The following is a 14,546-nucleotide window of genomic DNA, read 5'->3' as shown; positions in this document are numbered from 1 at the left end:
ACAAATGGAAAATCAGTTTGACGATAAACCGGAAGAAAAAGCCACAGAAACAGGAAACGACAGACCTTTGGAGAAAAATGAAAGCGAAATTTCCTCAAATGTGGAGGCAGGAACAGTGGAAACAGAAAACAAGGAGCAGGACACAATATCTGACAGTCCGATAGAAAGGCCGTATCAGCGTTGGCAGAGAAAACAGGAGGAGCAAAGTCAGAGCGGACAACAGAATGGCTCCTATGGATATTCCAGGTATCAGAGCGGACAGCCGAATGATCAATATCAGCAGTCCCAGTATCAGCAGAATTCATATCAGGACAATCAGAACAGCGGGTACTACCCAAATTACCAGAATCAAAATTATCAGGGCGGCGGATACCGTGAGCAGGGAGAAGAGCGTCCGATGACTATGGGAGACTGGTTGTTGGTTTTGATCGCAGGAGCCATTCCTTGTGTGGGACAGATCCTCTATATTGTCTGGGCTTTTAGCAGCACAGGAAATGTCAACCGGAGAAATTACTGCAGAGCAGCTCTGGTGCTCATGCTTGCTGTTTTTGTTATCTATCTTATTTTTGGAACGATTTTTGCAGTAGGATTCACCAGTGCACTGAATTAAAAAGAAAATCAAAACAAGGGCGTGCCGCACGAAGATTGAATCGTGTGACACGCCTGTTTCGTTTTGGAGAATATCTGAGGACAAAGTTTGGATTTTTTATTCTTTGGTGCGGGAGTCGTGGAGTTTATAATCATCTGTGATGAAGAGAGCCTCCACACCATCAAGGGATTTGATAAGTTCCATGCCCTTTTCCAGCCCAAGGGAATAGCAGACTGTGCTCAGCGCATCCCCGTCAACAGAAGTTTTGGAGAGGATGGTGACACCGTACAGGTGATTGTCATAGGGCATTCCGGTTTTCGGATTCAGGATGTGGTGATAGATTTTTCCATCCACTTCAAAATACCGTTCATAGTTTCCGGATGACACGACAGAAAGGTCGGTCGCTTCCACGGAAGTAATGGGAGCTCCGCTTTCATCAAATGGTTTCTGTATTCCGATCCTAAATGGCTCTCCGTTTAATTTCCCTCCAAGAGTCAGCACATTTCCGCCAAGATTGATGATTGCATGTTTGATACCTTCACTCTCCAGATATTCCTTCAGTTTGTCGGCAATATATCCTTTGGCAATCCCGCCAAGATCGATGGCTGAATTTGGATCCTTCAAGGTCACGGTATTTCCTTCCACCTGCACGTTTCGGTAGTCCACGTGAGCGCGGGCGTTTTCGATCTCTTCTTTAGGCGGGATAGTTCCATCGTTGTTCTGAAAGTCCCAAAGTTCACTTAATGGCGCAATGGTAATGTCAAAAGCTCCGTCGGACAATTCGCTGTAGTACAACCCTTTTTTTATCAATCCTGCGGTCTCCGAAGATACAGTGACAGCCATGCCCTTCGCGTGATTGATCTGATAGATTTCACTCGTCTCTATGGTTCTGCTGAATTTATTTTCAAATTCCCTGCACATGTCCATACAATGTTCCAGAATAGACTCGTCTTTGGAGCCGAAAATCTGGATATTGATGACTGTGTCAAAAAACATCCCGCTCTTTGCAATGGGTTCGGCGGTCTGGATATCAGAACAGCCAAAAAGAAACAGGGACGATAAAAATAAGATGACGGCCAACAGTCGCACCTTCATGGCATCTCCTCCTTATATTACAAAGATGTACTACATTCTACCTTACTTTTGGAAAGTTGACAATCGAACGTGTGGTTGCATCTGAAAGGGGATTGTGGTAGAATGGCTTTCAGAGAGGTCGAATGAATGAAAAAAAACGATTGGATACTGGCTTTTATAATACTGGCGGCAGCCGGTATTTTTATGGGATGGAACATGATCCTGGCAAAGACAAAAGGGGAATACGTGCGGATTTACCAGGAAGGGAAGCTTTTGGGAGAGTATCCCCTTTCCAGGGATGACACGGTTGCTGTCGGCAGGACAAATGTGGTGGAGATTTTGGGTGGAAAAGTGAGGATGAAGAAGGCAGACTGTAAAGATCAGCTCTGTGTGAGACAGCATGAGATCTCCAAGAACAGGGAGAGTATCATCTGTCTTCCAAATCAGGTCGTGGTGGAGATTTCTTCCGGGGAAGAAGCGGATTACGATGCAATTGTAAAATAGGAGAAACAAGATGAAAAATAGAGTGGCACAATTTGGTGTATTTGTTGCTCTTGCCCTGATTTTTAGCTATGTGGAGACACTGGTTCCGGTGTTTTTTGTCGTGCCGGGCATGAAACTGGGACTCGCAAACCTGGTGACAGTCATTGTCCTTTACAAGCTTGGAGGAAAGGAAGCTTTTTGGGTTTTGACAGTCAGAGTCTTATTGGCAGGATTTCTTTTTGGCAACCTTTTTTCCATTTTGTATGCAATGGCAGGAGGGGCGTTGAGTTTTGCTGTTATGGTGATAGCAAAGAAAAGCGGGAAGTTTTCTGTCATGGGAGTGAGTATTGCCGGAGGAGCATTTCACAATGTAGGTCAGCTGATTGTAGCAGTTTTGGTTGTTGAGACTTACAGTGTCACCTATTATCTTCCTGTACTGCTTGTGGCAGGTGAGGTCACAGGATTTTTGATAGGTGTGCTTTCGGACAGGATGCTGAAAACATTAAAGAAAATAAATTTATAAGGAGAGAGTATGATTTCATATATTCGGGGAGAACTGACAGATATACAGGATGACAAAGTGATTGTGGATGTAGGAGGCGTTGGGTACGGCGTGTACATGACACCAAAAGCCATGGCAAAACTGCCGTCTATTGGGAAGGAAGTGAAGATTCACACCTATCTCAATGTAAGGGAGGATGCTATGCAGCTTTTTGGATTTCTTAGCAAAGATGATCTGCAGGTATTCCGACTGCTTTTAGGAGTGAGCGGAATCGGACCAAAGGGAGGACTTGGGATTTTGTCCGCGCTTTCTGCAGATGACTTAAGGTTTGCCGTGATGGCATCGGATGCGAAGGCTATCAGTGCGGCGCCTGGAATCGGAAAAAAGACGGCGGAGAAACTGATCATTGAGCTCAAGGATAAACTGAAGGTTGAGGATATGCTGGAACATGCGTCCGGGAGTGTGGATGGCAATGAAATGGATTTGGGCGGGGGAAGTGCAGAATCCGAGGCTGTGCAGGCGCTTACAGCGCTTGGATATGGCAGTACAGAGGCATTAAAGGCGGTGCGCAGGGTCCAGGGAAAAGAGACAATGCAGGTGGAAGAGCTTTTAAAAGCTGCGCTTAAGCAGATGATGATATAAAAGGAGAAATCGGAGCATATGGCAAAGCGGATTATTACGACTGAGTCTTTGGAAGAGGACGGCAAAATCGAGAGCAGTCTAAGGCCAAAGTATCTGGAAGACTATATCGGGCAGCAGAAGGCAAAGGAGACATTAAAAATCTATATCGAGGCAGCAAAGGCCCGGGGGGAAAGTCTGGACCATGTTCTTTTTTATGGGCCGCCCGGACTTGGAAAGACAACGCTGGCTGGCATTATTGCAAATGAGATGGGGGTCAATATGAAGGTTACTTCGGGACCTGCCATTGAAAAACCGGGTGAGATGGCTGCGATCCTCAATAATCTCCAGGAGGGAGATGTGCTTTTCGTGGATGAGATACACAGGCTGAACAGACAGGTGGAGGAAGTCCTTTACCCGGCTATGGAAGATTTTGTGATCGATATTATGATCGGGAAAGGGGCATCCGCAAGGAGCATCCGTCTGGATTTGCCGCATTTTACTCTTGTGGGCGCAACCACTAGGGCAGGGATGCTTACTGCCCCCTTGAGAGATCGGTTCGGGGTCGTAAACCGGCTGGAATTTTATACAGAAGAGGAACTTTCCACCATCATTGTGCGCTCCGCAAAGGTACTGGATGTGGAGATCGCTAAAGGCGGGGCCCTGGAGCTTGCCAGAAGATCCAGGGGGACGCCAAGGCTTGCTAACCGCCTGTTAAAACGGGTACGGGATTTTGCCCAGGTCCGCCATGACGGGGTGATCACAGAGGAGGTGGCAGCAGAAGCACTGGATCTTCTGGATGTGGACAGATATGGACTTGATTACATTGACAGAAATATTCTGCTCACTATGATACAAAAGTTCCAGGGAGGCCCGGTGGGGCTTGACACGCTGGCAGCGTCCATTGGAGAAGATTCGGGTACGCTGGAAGATGTGTATGAGCCGTACCTTTTAAAAAACGGCTTTATCCAGAGGACTCCAAAAGGACGGACAGCGACAGCTTTAGCCTACAGACACCTTGGGATTTCTCCTGAAAATCCATAAAAACAGTTGGTTTTTAAGTCTGGATAGTTTATAATGATAAAGAATTGAGTATACACATAAGAAAACGGAGGTGGACTCCATGTCAGCTGCAAAACATGATACGGAAGTGATTATCGATGGAAAGGTTTATACCTTGAGCGGTTTTGAGAGCGAAGAATATCTGCAGAAAGTAGCAGTTTATCTGAATCATAAAATGAGCGAGTGTGCCGGGCATGAGGGATACCGTAAACAGAGCGCCGAGACAAGGACGATTTTGCTTGGGCTGAATATTGCGGACGATTATTTCAAGGCAAAGAAGAAGGCGGAGACTCTGGAAGGAGACATTGAGGAGAGAGACCAGTCCATGTACGATTTAAAACATGAGTTGATTTCCGTTCAGATCAAGCTGGAAAATACTGAGATGAGTATGGAGAAATTAAAGGAAGAAAACCAGTCATTGCAGATGAAGATCGTAGAACTGGAAACAGAAATCAAAAATCGCAGAAATAGATAGAGAGGGCTGTCGGATGACAGCCTTTTTTGAAGGGGTTGAGATTAGAAATATGATAGAAATACTTGCGCCTGCAGGGTCCATGGAATGCCTGCGGGCAGCTCTTTTGGCGGGAGCAGATGCCGTCTATGTGGGCGGGACAAAGTTCGGAGCCAGAGCATATGCACAGAATTTTAGCGAAGAAGAGCTTTTGGAGGCCATAGATGAGGTGCATCTGCACGGGAAGAAGATTTATATGACCGTCAATACACTGCTCAAAGAAAAAGAGCTGGAGGATGAGTTTTATGACTATTTTCTTCCTTATTATGAAAGAGGAGTGGATGCAGTCATTGTACAGGATTTGGGGCTTATGCGTTTCATAAAACAGTATTTTCCGGATGTTCCCATTCACGCGAGCACACAGATGACGATTACGGGAGAGGCAGGAGCCAGATTTATTCAGGCAGAAGGCGCCGAGAGGGTGGTTCCGGCAAGGGAACTTAGTGTGGAGGAGGTAAAGAGGATAGCCAGGACAGGCATCGAGGTGGAATGTTTTGTCCACGGAGCGCTCTGTTACTGCTATTCGGGTCAATGCCTTTACAGCAGTCTTTTGGGAGGGCGAAGCGGAAACAGAGGCCAGTGCGCACAGCCGTGCAGGCTGCCGTACCAAGTAGATGGAAGAAAGCCTGCCTATGTCATGAGTTTGAAAGATATCTGCACACTGGATACAATTCCGGAATTGATCGAGGCAAAGGTAATGTCTTTTAAGATTGAAGGGCGGATGAAGAGCCCTGAGTATGTGGCTGCTGTCACAAAGATGTACCGGAAGTATACGGACCGGTATCTTAAATACGGAAAAGAGGGGTACTGCGTCAGCCAAAAGGACAAAGAGGAGCTGATGGATATTTACAATCGAGGGGGATTTCACAAAGGTTATTACCATGAGCACAATGGTGCGGACATGGTTTCGGCGGACAGGCCAAACCATGCAGGTATCCCGGCCATTCTTGTAAAAGAAAAGAAGGGAAGACAGCTTTTTGGAAAAGCGCTTCTCTTACTGCAAAAAGGTGATGTCATCGAGATCGAGGGCGAGAATTATACTCTTGGGCAGGGGTGTAAAAAGGGAGAAACACTTACCATTACAGTGCGCCCGAATTTGGTGGTGCAAAAAGGAATGGTTTTGAACAGAGTACGAAATGAGGCATTGCTAAAAACGGTTGAGGAAGAAATCCTGAAAAAGAAACTGCAGTCACCCGTTACCGCAACAATGGTCGTTCGTGTGGGAGATCCGATGCGCTTGTCTCTTGTATGCCAAGGGACGGAAGTGAGTGTATTTGGATGTGTTGCAGAGGAGGCAAAAAATCAGCCTATGGATAAATCCAGGATTGAGAAACAGATGCGCAAAACCGGGGAGAGCGTATTTTTCTTTGATAAGCTGGATATTGAGTTGCCGGGTAATGTATTCGTGCCAATGCAGTCACTCAATGAACTGCGAAGAAACGGTTTGGAAGAGCTGAAAAAAATATTGATAGAAAAAAAACGAAGAAAAGCGTTGGTAAGAAAAAGAGAGCAGAGGAAAAAAGAGGTTGGGCAGACAAAAGAAGTATGGCAGAAACTTCTGGTTTCTGTGGAAACAGAAGAACAGTTACAGGCTTGTCTTGTTTCCAAACAGGTGGGGCGCGTCTACGTGGACAGCGGGCTTATCTGGAAAGGTATAAAGATTAAAAAAGAGACCTGGCAGGAACTTTATCTTGCCATGCCGTATATTTTCCGGGACAGAACAAGAGAGTTGTTTGCGCGCAATCTTCCGATTCTGGAAAAATTCGACGGATTTCTCGTGCGGAATCTGGAGACAATTCAATTTTTAAGAGATTTTGGGGTTCATAAACCAGTCATTCTGGATTATAATATGTATCAGTTCAACTGCCAGTCCATGGCATTTTGGAGAGAACAGAACGTGCAGGGGATGACAGTTCCTGTGGAACTTAATGATAGGGAGATGGAGAGGCTGGACCTTTCAGATATGGAGCTTATCGTATATGGCAGGATGCCGATGATGGTGTCTGCCCAGTGTATTCAAAACACGGTTTACGGGTGTACGCACAAAGAGAAAATTCATGTGTTAAAGGACAGATATCAGAAGGAATTTCCTGTAAAGAATACATGTGTGTACTGTTATAATACCACATACAATTCCGTTCCGAATGTACTGCTGGAGGAGAGGGCAAGGATCCGAACACTTTCACCTGCAGGGTTAAGACTTCAATTTACCGTGGAGGATAAGGCAGGGACGGAAAGGATTTTAAATTTGTATCAAAAGGTATTCTGCTGTGGACAATCAGTGGAAATGCCGGATATAGAGTATACAAAGGGACATTTTAAAAGAGGCATAAAGTAGGTGAAGAGTTGATTAATATCATAACAGAAATTTCCAAATATCTGATGGTTTTCCTGATCATTGTCTATGTATATTCGTGTTTCAGTGTTTTCGGGTACCACGATTATGAAAAGAAAGAAAGAATCTTAAACCGTCAGATGCACCTGATGTTTATCATTCATTTCGTAGCATTTCTGAACATGTTCCTGATAAAATGGGATGTAAAGATTGCGGGAATGTATGGGGTTCAGGTAATCCTTTTGCTGCTGATCAGCAAACTGTACACAATGATCTATCCGAAAGTTTCAAGGCTTGTCGTAAACAACATGTGTATGCTTTTAAGCATTGGATTTATCATGCTGACAAGGCTGAACTATACAAGAGTGTTGAAACAGTGTATTTTTGCCGCTGTATCAATGGCAGTCAGCATGGTGGTTCCGGTCATTATAAGAAAAGTGAAACAGCTTTCTAAGCTGCGGGTTTTATATGCAGTGCTTGGAATTCTTTCCCTTGGCGTGGTGGCTGTGGCAGCCGTTACCTCGGATGGAGCGAAACTTGGGTTTTCTTTCGGAGGCGTGAGCATTCAGCCTTCCGAGCTGGTAAAGATCGTGTTTGTGTTTTTTGTGGCATCCAGTTTTGCGAAATCCACCACATTTAAAAACGTAGTTGTCACCACGATCCTTGCAGCGTTTCATGTGCTGATCTTAGTTGCATCCAGAGATTTGGGGGCTGCTCTGATTATCTTTGTGGTTTATCTGGTGATGCTCTATGTGGCAACAAAACAGCCGCTCTATATGCTGGCAGGGCTTGGATCCGGAGCCGTCGCCTCTGTGGCGGCCTACCATTTATTTGGACACGTCAGGACAAGGGTTATTGTCTGGAAGGATCCGTTTGCAGCCTATGACAATGGAGGCCAGCAGGTGGCACAGGCGCTGATGGCGATCGGTACAGGAAGCTGGTTTGGACTTGGACTTTTCCAGGGAAAACCGGAGAGTATTCCTGTTGTATCTGAAGATTTTATTTTTGCAGCCATTTCAGAGGAGATGGGATTGATATTCGCACTCTGTATGATTTTGGTCTGCTTAAGCTGTTATATCATGTTTTTGAACATTGCGATGCAGCTTAGAGATATGTTTTATAAACTGGTAGCTCTTGGTCTTGGCACCTGTTATATTTTTCAGGTTTTCCTGACGATCGGCGGGGTCACAAAGTTTATTCCTCTTACAGGAGTGACATTGCCGTTTGTAAGTTACGGTGGAAGTTCTATACTGAGTACTTTCATCATGTTTGCGATCATACAGGGCTTATACATATTAAGGGAAGACGAGGAAGAAAGCATTGAGAGAGAGAAAGCAAGACAGTTACAAAGGGAGAAGAGAAAGGGACAACAGAAGAGACGAATGGGAGCAGCGAGAAAGAAGGATGCAAGAAGGCCGGAGGAAACAAGGATCACAAAGGCGCCGTCCAGACGAGGAGGATATCAGAGGGACTACAGCATCGATGAGGAGATCGGTGCAGTCGTCAGAGAGACCCTCAGGGAAAAAGAAGACGAAGGAAGGAAGAAAAAAACGCGCGGCGAATAAGGAGTTCGCAAGGATCACCTATGTATTCATTGCTTTGTTTCTTGCAATGATGGGATACCTTGGATATTTCAATGCAGTGAAAAGCAAAGATGTCATCAACAGTCCGTATAATCAAAGACAGGATCTGATGGCAGACAGAGTCATCCGGGGAAAGATCCTTGACAAGGATGGAGAGATTCTCGCCGAGACGGTGACAGATGAGGATGGCAATGAGATCCGCAATTACCCGTACGGAGAAATGTTTGCACATGTTGTAGGATATTCAGTGCACGGGAAAAGCGGTTTGGAGTCTCAAAATAATTTTGATCTCCTCACCTCCAATTCTTTTTTCCTTGAGAAGATCAGCAATGAATTCAAAGGGGAAAAAAATGAGGGGGACAATGTGGTGACTACGCTGGATGCGGATCTACAGGAGGCGGCCTACGATGCCCTGGGGGACAATAAAGGAGCAGTTGTGGTGATGGAGGCAAGTACCGGGAAAATTCTGTCCATGGTATCCAAACCTGCATTTGATCCAAACACCGTGGAGGAGGACTGGGCGGAGATCAACCAGGACACAAACGGGATTTTGGTCAACAGGGCAACACAGGGCGCGTATGCGCCAGGATCAACCTTTAAGATCGTCACCACACTGGAATACATGCGCGAGAATCCAAACTATGATTCCTATCAATACGACTGTGAAGGAAAAATCACGCACAATGATCTGACGATCCACTGTTTCAACAAAATTGTGCACGGACATGAAACTTTGAGGTCAGCCATCGCAAATTCGTGCAATGCGGCTTTTGCAAATATCGGACTTGGGCTGGACAAGAAACAGTACAGAAAGACTGCAGAGGAGCTTTTGTTCAATTCAAAACTGCCAAGAGTCCTTCCTTACAGAGAAAGTGATTTTGAAGTTACAGAGAACACGAGTGACGGTGAAATCATGATGACCGCCATGGGACAGGGAAAAACACAGGTGAGCCCATATCACATGGCATTGATCACAGCTGCGGTCGCAAATAACGGAACCTTGATGAAACCGTATCTTGTAAGCGAGATCAAGAACAATACAGGAACACAGATCAAGAAATATATGCCGGAAGAATACAAAGAACTCATGACAGCAAAAGAGGCGGCACAGTTGAAAGATTACATGACATCCGTTGTGGAGGAGGGAACAGCAACTCAACTAAAAAGCAGCAGCTATACAGCTGCCGGAAAAACAGGAACTGCAGAGTACAGTAGTGATAAAAGCAAAAGCCACTCCTGGTTTATAGGGTTTTCCAATGTGGACAATCCAGAGCTTGTCATCAGCGTGGTGATTGAGGGAGCAGATGACACCGGAGCCAGAGCGGTGCCGATAGCAAAGAAAGTTTTCGATACGTATTACAGCAATAGGTAGATGAGGGAACATGGAATATTATAGAAATTTATATGTGGGAGAGCAGATTGCCAGGCGCTGCCAGAAAATAAAGGAGAAACTTAACAAGGGAGGGACGGTGTGGAATACATATCTTATCGTTCTACCGGAAAGTTCCCACAACCAGCTGGAGTTTTTCGATTCCATTTTACTGAAACAGGACTGGTTTAAAGAGAAAGACTATCTGGTTGTGGGCATGGCAGCAGGATACGGTGAGGCGCTTAAGGTGACTGAGCGCATCGTGGATGATGTCTATAAGAAGACAAACAGTGCAGATATCCGGGATGTGCTTGAAAAATGGCATCATATGGAAAGTGGGAGCAAGGTAGAGTAGGATGATTCATATATTGCTTGTCATTTTAAAAATTTTAGGAATACTGATAGCAGCGGTACTGGGAATTCTCGTATTGCTGCTTTGTACTGTCCTTTTTCATGCAGTGCGCTATCAGGCCAGGGCATCCTACTGGGGAGATCTTGAAAGTTTAAGGGCAAATGTTTCCATATCCTGGCTGCTTGGACTCTTGAAATTTGAGGTAAAAGCGGAAGGGAAGGAGTATAACTGGAAAATTAAGCTGTTTTGGAAAAAGATGCATGGAAAATCCGAACCGGCAATGGAAGATTCCTGGAACGAGGAGAAGACGGAAGAGGAGAAAAATAGTGTCTCAGAGGAAAAGACAGGGGAATCCGTAAAAGCAGAAAAAATAAGAGAGGAAACAACTGGGGAGGTCAGTGAAACAAAAAAAAGGGTGCGCAATGAACAGCAGGAAGACGAGACGGAAGAAAAATCTTCACGAAAAAAGTCATCTTTTGCGGACAGGCTTTCTGCATGGAAAGAAAAGATTGCGTATACTTTCCGGACGATCTGTGATAAGATAAGGATACTGAATCAAAAAAAAGAGATGATCGTAAAATTTATTTCCTGCGATGCGCATAAGAATGCGTGGGAGAAAGGAAAAAAAGAACTGTCCTGGCTGTTAAAAAAGATGAAACCGGACAGAATAAAGAGCAGTATCCTTTTTGGATTTGAGGATCCTTACCACACAGGTCAGGCCCTGGCTTTTCTTAGTATCCTATATCCTTTTATGGGAGAAGATATGCATATCACTCCGGATTTTGAACAGAGAATTCTAAGAGGCAGCCTGTATATGAAGGGGAAAATACGGTTTTCCTGGTTTATGAAAGTGATCTGGGATCTGTTCTGGAGTAAGGACGTAAGGACAACATACAAACATATCCGGCATATCGGAAAGAAATTAGTGGGAGGAAAAGAACATGGCGGAGAGCAGCAATAATATCAAAAATACAGTAGAGTCACTGATAAATGGGATTGACAGTGTGATCTCGTCAAAGACAGTGGTCGGCGATGCGATTCATATAGGGGATACCATCATCCTTCCCCTCGTGGATGTTTCTTTTGCCATAGGGGCAGGCGCTTTTCAGGGTGAAAAAAAGGAGAGAGGAACCGGCGGTGTGGGTGGCAAGATGGTTCCAAGTGCGGTGCTTGTGCTGCACAACGGAACGACAAGGCTGGTAAATATCCGCAATCAGGATACCATTACAAAGCTTCTGGATATGGTCCCGGATTTGCTGGATCGCTTTTCTTCAAGAAAAGAAGAGAAATTTACAGAGGACGATGTATCCGAACTTTTGGACGAAGCGAATAGAGAAAAGAAATAAGACATAAAATCAAGCCGGGCGCATACACTGGGATTATAGACGATGTTTTGGAAATGAAGTGACGGGTATGCGCCGATTGATAGGATTTGCACTGTTTTTCATAGCGGTGGGAATGACGATCATGATTTTTATTCCGAGTCTGTTTGTCGGCATATTAATCATACTTATCTGCCTGCTTATCAGCTATCAGCTTTTCTGCTGCTGAGGAAAAGAAAAAGGAATGCCATCATTGACATTCCTTTTTTGCATTCGTTTCATTAAGCTCTTTCTACTTTTCCGGATTTCAAGCAAGAAGTACATACGTACATTCTTTTTGCTCCGCCTGCTGTTTTAACACGAACAGACTTTACATTTGACTTCCACATTTTTGGTGTCTTTCTATGAGAGTGGCTTACATTATTTCCGAAATGAGCACCCTTTTCACAAATAGCACATTTAGCCATGACTGCACCTCCTAACGAACAACTATGTCTATATGCTAGACTTACAACATTTGATATTTTAGCAGATAAAATTAAATTTTGCAAGCCTTATTTAAGTTTTTGAATCAAATGTTGTAAAATATAGGTAAACAGAGTATAATACATTTGAATTCGTTCGCAAAAAATTCTATCAGATTAGGATTGGAGGTATAGATTATATGAGAGGAAGTATTAGTACGGAACTTGGCATTATTACGATTGACTCCGAAGTGATTGCGAAGTATGCGGGTTCTGTCGCCGTAGAATGTTTCGGTATCGTAGGTATGGCGGCAGTTAGCATGAAAGATGGTCTGGTACATCTTTTGAAAAGGGAAAGCCTGACAAAGGGAATCCATGTCAGCTTATCAGATGACAATAAGATCACCCTGGATTTTCATGTCATTGTATCTTATGGGGTTAGCATCCAGGCAGTGACAGAAAATCTGATGAGTAATGTAAAATATAAAGTAGAAGAATTCTCAGGACTGACTGTAGATAAGATCAACATCTACATTGAAGGTGTCAGAGTGATTGATTAACAAGGAGGAACAAATTGTGTCAACCAGAACAATCAATGTAAAGATGCTGTCAAAGATGTTTTTGGCAGGGGCATCTAATATTGAGGCGAAAAAAGAATATATTAATGAATTGAATGTATTTCCGGTGCCGGACGGCGACACAGGGACGAACATGTCGCTCACCATTATGTCGGCGGCAAGAGAGGTGAGTGCTCTGGAGGAACCGGATATGAAAGCTTTGGCAAAAGCAATTTCTTCCGGATCCCTCCGGGGGGCAAGAGGTAACTCCGGGGTTATCCTATCCCAGCTTTTCCGCGGATTTACAAAAGGGATCAAAGAACATGAGGAGATTGATGTGCCCATTTTGGCAAATGCGCTTGTCAAAGCAAAGGAAACTGCATACAAGGCTGTAATGAAGCCAAAAGAAGGAACGATCCTGACTGTCGCAAAGGGTATGGCAGAGAGAGGCATGGAGCTTGCGCTTGAGACAGATGATCTGGAGGAATTTCTTCCAAAAGTGATTGCTTACGGAGAGGAAGTGCTTTCAAAGACACCGGAGATGCTGCCAGTGTTGAAAGAGGCAGGTGTTGTGGATTCCGGAGGACAGGGATTGATGGAAATCATCAAGGGTGCCTATGACGCGTTTCTTGGAAAAGAGATCGACTATACAGCCATCAGGCCAAGCGAGAGCAAAACGGTGACAAAAATCAGTCAGGAGGCATCTGCTGATATTAAATTCGGATATTGTACAGAATTTATTATTTTGACAGAGAAAGAGTTTACGGATAAGGACGAGCATGAATTCAAGGCTTACCTGGAATCAATCGGGGATTCCATTGTATGTGTGGCGGACGATGATGTAGTGAAGATACATGTACACACAAATGACCCTGGGCTGGCCATTCAGAAGGCACTCACTTACGGACAGCTCTCCCGCATGAAGATAGACAATATGCGGGAGGAGCATGAGGAGAAACTGATCCGTGATGCGGAGAAAATAGCTGCACAGCAGAAGGCAGAAGAAGAGGCAAAAAAGAAAGGACCTAGAAAGCCGATTGGTTTCATTGCCGTGTCCATTGGAAAAGGGTTGAATGAAATCTTCAAGGAGCTTGGTGTGGACTACATCATCGAGGGAGGCCAGACAATGAATCCGAGCACCGAGGATATGCTGACAGCGATTGATGCGGTCAATGCGGACAGTGTGTTTATTTTGCCAAACAATAAAAATATTGTTTTAGCGGCAAACCAGGCCCGTTCCCTTGTAAAAGACAAGGAAGTGATCGTTATCCCTACAAAGACTGTTCCTCAGGGAATCACTGCTGTGATCAATTTTATGCCGGAGCAGTCTGCAAAGGAAAATGAAGCGGTGATGCTTGAGGAGATTAAAAATGTGAAATCCGGACAGATCACCTATGCGGTGAGGGATACGAAGATTGATGACAAAGAGATCCATGAGGGAGACATCATGGGAATCGGTGATGATGGAATTCTTGCAGTTGGAACTTCCGTGGAGCAGACGACAAAAGAGACTTTGGAGAATCTTGTGGATGTGAATGCAGAATTGATCAGCCTGTACTATGGAGAGGAAGTGTCTGAGGAGGATGCGGCCAATCTTTCTTCCAAACTGGAAGAGATGTATCCGGACATTGATATTGATATCCATTACGGAGGGCAGCCAATCTACTATTATGTATTGGCCGTAGAATAAATGACAGAGGATGCTGTGAAGAGTAAAGATGCGGC

Annotated in this window: 16 protein-coding genes; 14 read left to right on the top strand and 2 right to left on the bottom strand. The window is 44.7% G+C overall.

Annotation, left to right across the window (positions count from 1 at the left end; all coding sequences use genetic code 11):
* The first annotated feature begins 4 nt into the window (after positions 1–4).
* The gene (locus tag B5F18_RS02185) at positions 5–610 is read left to right on the top strand and encodes a hypothetical protein (RefSeq protein ID WP_087156016.1); all 606 of its coding nucleotides are present in this window, start codon (positions 5–7) and stop codon (positions 608–610) included.
* Positions 611–706: 96 nt separating this feature from the next.
* Here B5F18_RS02185 and B5F18_RS02180 read toward each other — a convergent pair whose 3' ends face one another.
* Positions 707–1,684: an FAD:protein FMN transferase gene (locus tag B5F18_RS02180; RefSeq protein ID WP_087156015.1), complete on the bottom strand. Its 978-nt coding sequence runs from the start codon at positions 1,682–1,684 to the stop codon at positions 707–709.
* Positions 1,685–1,810: 126 nt separating this feature from the next.
* On the opposite strand from B5F18_RS02180, the gene B5F18_RS02175 reads away from it, so the two are divergent.
* The 11 genes from B5F18_RS02175 to B5F18_RS02125 all read left to right on the top strand — a co-directional run bounded on the left by B5F18_RS02175 (position 1,811) and on the right by B5F18_RS02125 (position 11,824).
* Positions 1,811–2,167 (top strand): NusG domain II-containing protein, encoded by a 357-nt coding sequence (locus B5F18_RS02175; protein WP_087156014.1) that lies wholly within the window; start codon positions 1,811–1,813, stop codon positions 2,165–2,167.
* 10 nt (positions 2,168–2,177) lie between these two features.
* The gene (locus tag B5F18_RS02170; RefSeq protein ID WP_087156013.1) at positions 2,178–2,669 is read left to right on the top strand and encodes a Gx transporter family protein; all 492 of its coding nucleotides are present in this window, start codon (positions 2,178–2,180) and stop codon (positions 2,667–2,669) included.
* Between the two features lie 9 nt (positions 2,670–2,678).
* Positions 2,679–3,290, top strand: a complete 612-nt coding sequence (gene ruvA, locus B5F18_RS02165) for a Holliday junction branch migration protein RuvA (RefSeq protein WP_087156012.1) — start codon at positions 2,679–2,681, stop codon at positions 3,288–3,290.
* Between the two features lie 18 nt (positions 3,291–3,308).
* The gene (ruvB, locus tag B5F18_RS02160) at positions 3,309–4,310 is read left to right on the top strand and encodes a Holliday junction branch migration DNA helicase RuvB (RefSeq protein WP_087156011.1); all 1,002 of its coding nucleotides are present in this window, start codon (positions 3,309–3,311) and stop codon (positions 4,308–4,310) included.
* A gap of 79 nt (positions 4,311–4,389) precedes the next feature.
* Positions 4,390–4,803 (top strand): cell division protein ZapA, encoded by a 414-nt coding sequence (locus tag B5F18_RS02155; RefSeq protein ID WP_087156010.1) that lies wholly within the window; start codon positions 4,390–4,392, stop codon positions 4,801–4,803.
* Positions 4,804–4,816: 13 nt separating this feature from the next.
* Complete coding sequence (locus B5F18_RS02150) at positions 4,817–7,177, top strand: U32 family peptidase (RefSeq protein WP_204217053.1); 2,361 nt, start codon at positions 4,817–4,819, stop codon at positions 7,175–7,177.
* A gap of 8 nt (positions 7,178–7,185) precedes the next feature.
* On the top strand, positions 7,186–8,739 hold the full coding sequence (locus B5F18_RS02145; RefSeq protein ID WP_087156009.1) for an FtsW/RodA/SpoVE family cell cycle protein: 1,554 nt from the start codon (positions 7,186–7,188) through the stop codon (positions 8,737–8,739).
* Between the two features lie 49 nt (positions 8,740–8,788).
* A complete protein-coding gene (locus B5F18_RS02140) occupies positions 8,789–10,129 on the top strand; it encodes a peptidoglycan D,D-transpeptidase FtsI family protein (RefSeq protein WP_242955784.1) in 1,341 nt (446 codons plus the stop codon).
* 10 nt (positions 10,130–10,139) lie between these two features.
* Positions 10,140–10,481, top strand: a complete 342-nt coding sequence (locus tag B5F18_RS02135) for a hypothetical protein (RefSeq protein ID WP_087156008.1) — start codon at positions 10,140–10,142, stop codon at positions 10,479–10,481.
* 1 nt (position 10,482) lies between these two features.
* Positions 10,483–11,439 (top strand): DUF2953 domain-containing protein, encoded by a 957-nt coding sequence (locus B5F18_RS02130; protein WP_087156007.1) that lies wholly within the window; start codon positions 10,483–10,485, stop codon positions 11,437–11,439.
* The gene (locus B5F18_RS02125) at positions 11,420–11,824 is read left to right on the top strand and encodes a GerW family sporulation protein (RefSeq protein WP_087156006.1); all 405 of its coding nucleotides are present in this window, start codon (positions 11,420–11,422) and stop codon (positions 11,822–11,824) included. The genes B5F18_RS02130 and B5F18_RS02125 overlap by 20 nt, the downstream gene beginning before the upstream one ends.
* A 257-nt stretch (positions 11,825–12,081) precedes the next feature.
* Here B5F18_RS02125 and rpmB read toward each other — a convergent pair whose 3' ends face one another.
* Complete coding sequence (rpmB, locus tag B5F18_RS02120; RefSeq protein ID WP_087156005.1) at positions 12,082–12,267, bottom strand: 50S ribosomal protein L28; 186 nt, start codon at positions 12,265–12,267, stop codon at positions 12,082–12,084.
* A 197-nt stretch (positions 12,268–12,464) separates the two neighbouring features.
* Here rpmB and B5F18_RS02115 point away from each other — a divergent pair, with 197 nt between their 5' ends.
* Both B5F18_RS02115 and B5F18_RS02110 read left to right on the top strand, forming a co-directional pair.
* The gene (locus B5F18_RS02115) at positions 12,465–12,824 is read left to right on the top strand and encodes an Asp23/Gls24 family envelope stress response protein (protein ID WP_087156004.1); all 360 of its coding nucleotides are present in this window, start codon (positions 12,465–12,467) and stop codon (positions 12,822–12,824) included.
* A 16-nt stretch (positions 12,825–12,840) separates the two neighbouring features.
* Entirely contained in the window at positions 12,841–14,511 is a 1,671-nt protein-coding gene (locus tag B5F18_RS02110; RefSeq protein ID WP_087156003.1) for a DAK2 domain-containing protein, read from the top strand.
* The last annotated feature ends 35 nt before the right edge of the window (positions 14,512–14,546 follow it).

Source organism: Lachnoclostridium sp. An181 (assembly GCF_002160325.1).
GTDB lineage: Bacteria > Bacillota > Clostridia > Lachnospirales > Lachnospiraceae > An181.
The sequence above is the reverse complement of the archived record's forward strand: the minus strand, read 5'-3'. Positions and strand labels throughout refer to the sequence as shown.

Coding starts and splice junctions, on each gene's coding strand:
- ruvA (WP_087156012.1), top strand. CDS start 2,679: ATGATTTCATATATTCGGGGAGAACTGACAGATATACAGGATGACAAA.
- B5F18_RS02135 (WP_087156008.1), top strand. CDS start 10,140: ATGGAATATTATAGAAATTTATATGTGGGAGAGCAGATTGCCAGGCGC.
- rpmB (WP_087156005.1), bottom strand. CDS start 12,267: ATGGCTAAATGTGCTATTTGTGAAAAGGGTGCTCATTTCGGAAATAAT.
- B5F18_RS02175 (WP_087156014.1), top strand. CDS start 1,811: ATGAAAAAAAACGATTGGATACTGGCTTTTATAATACTGGCGGCAGCC.
- B5F18_RS02180 (WP_087156015.1), bottom strand. CDS start 1,684: ATGAAGGTGCGACTGTTGGCCGTCATCTTATTTTTATCGTCCCTGTTT.
- ruvB (WP_087156011.1), top strand. CDS start 3,309: ATGGCAAAGCGGATTATTACGACTGAGTCTTTGGAAGAGGACGGCAAA.
- B5F18_RS02125 (WP_087156006.1), top strand. CDS start 11,420: ATGGCGGAGAGCAGCAATAATATCAAAAATACAGTAGAGTCACTGATA.
- B5F18_RS02185 (WP_087156016.1), top strand. CDS start 5: ATGGAAAATCAGTTTGACGATAAACCGGAAGAAAAAGCCACAGAAACA.
- B5F18_RS02150 (WP_204217053.1), top strand. CDS start 4,817: ATGACAGCCTTTTTTGAAGGGGTTGAGATTAGAAATATGATAGAAATA.
- B5F18_RS02155 (WP_087156010.1), top strand. CDS start 4,390: ATGTCAGCTGCAAAACATGATACGGAAGTGATTATCGATGGAAAGGTT.
- B5F18_RS02140 (WP_242955784.1), top strand. CDS start 8,789: ATGGGATACCTTGGATATTTCAATGCAGTGAAAAGCAAAGATGTCATC.
- B5F18_RS02170 (WP_087156013.1), top strand. CDS start 2,178: ATGAAAAATAGAGTGGCACAATTTGGTGTATTTGTTGCTCTTGCCCTG.
- B5F18_RS02115 (WP_087156004.1), top strand. CDS start 12,465: ATGAGAGGAAGTATTAGTACGGAACTTGGCATTATTACGATTGACTCC.
- B5F18_RS02130 (WP_087156007.1), top strand. CDS start 10,483: ATGATTCATATATTGCTTGTCATTTTAAAAATTTTAGGAATACTGATA.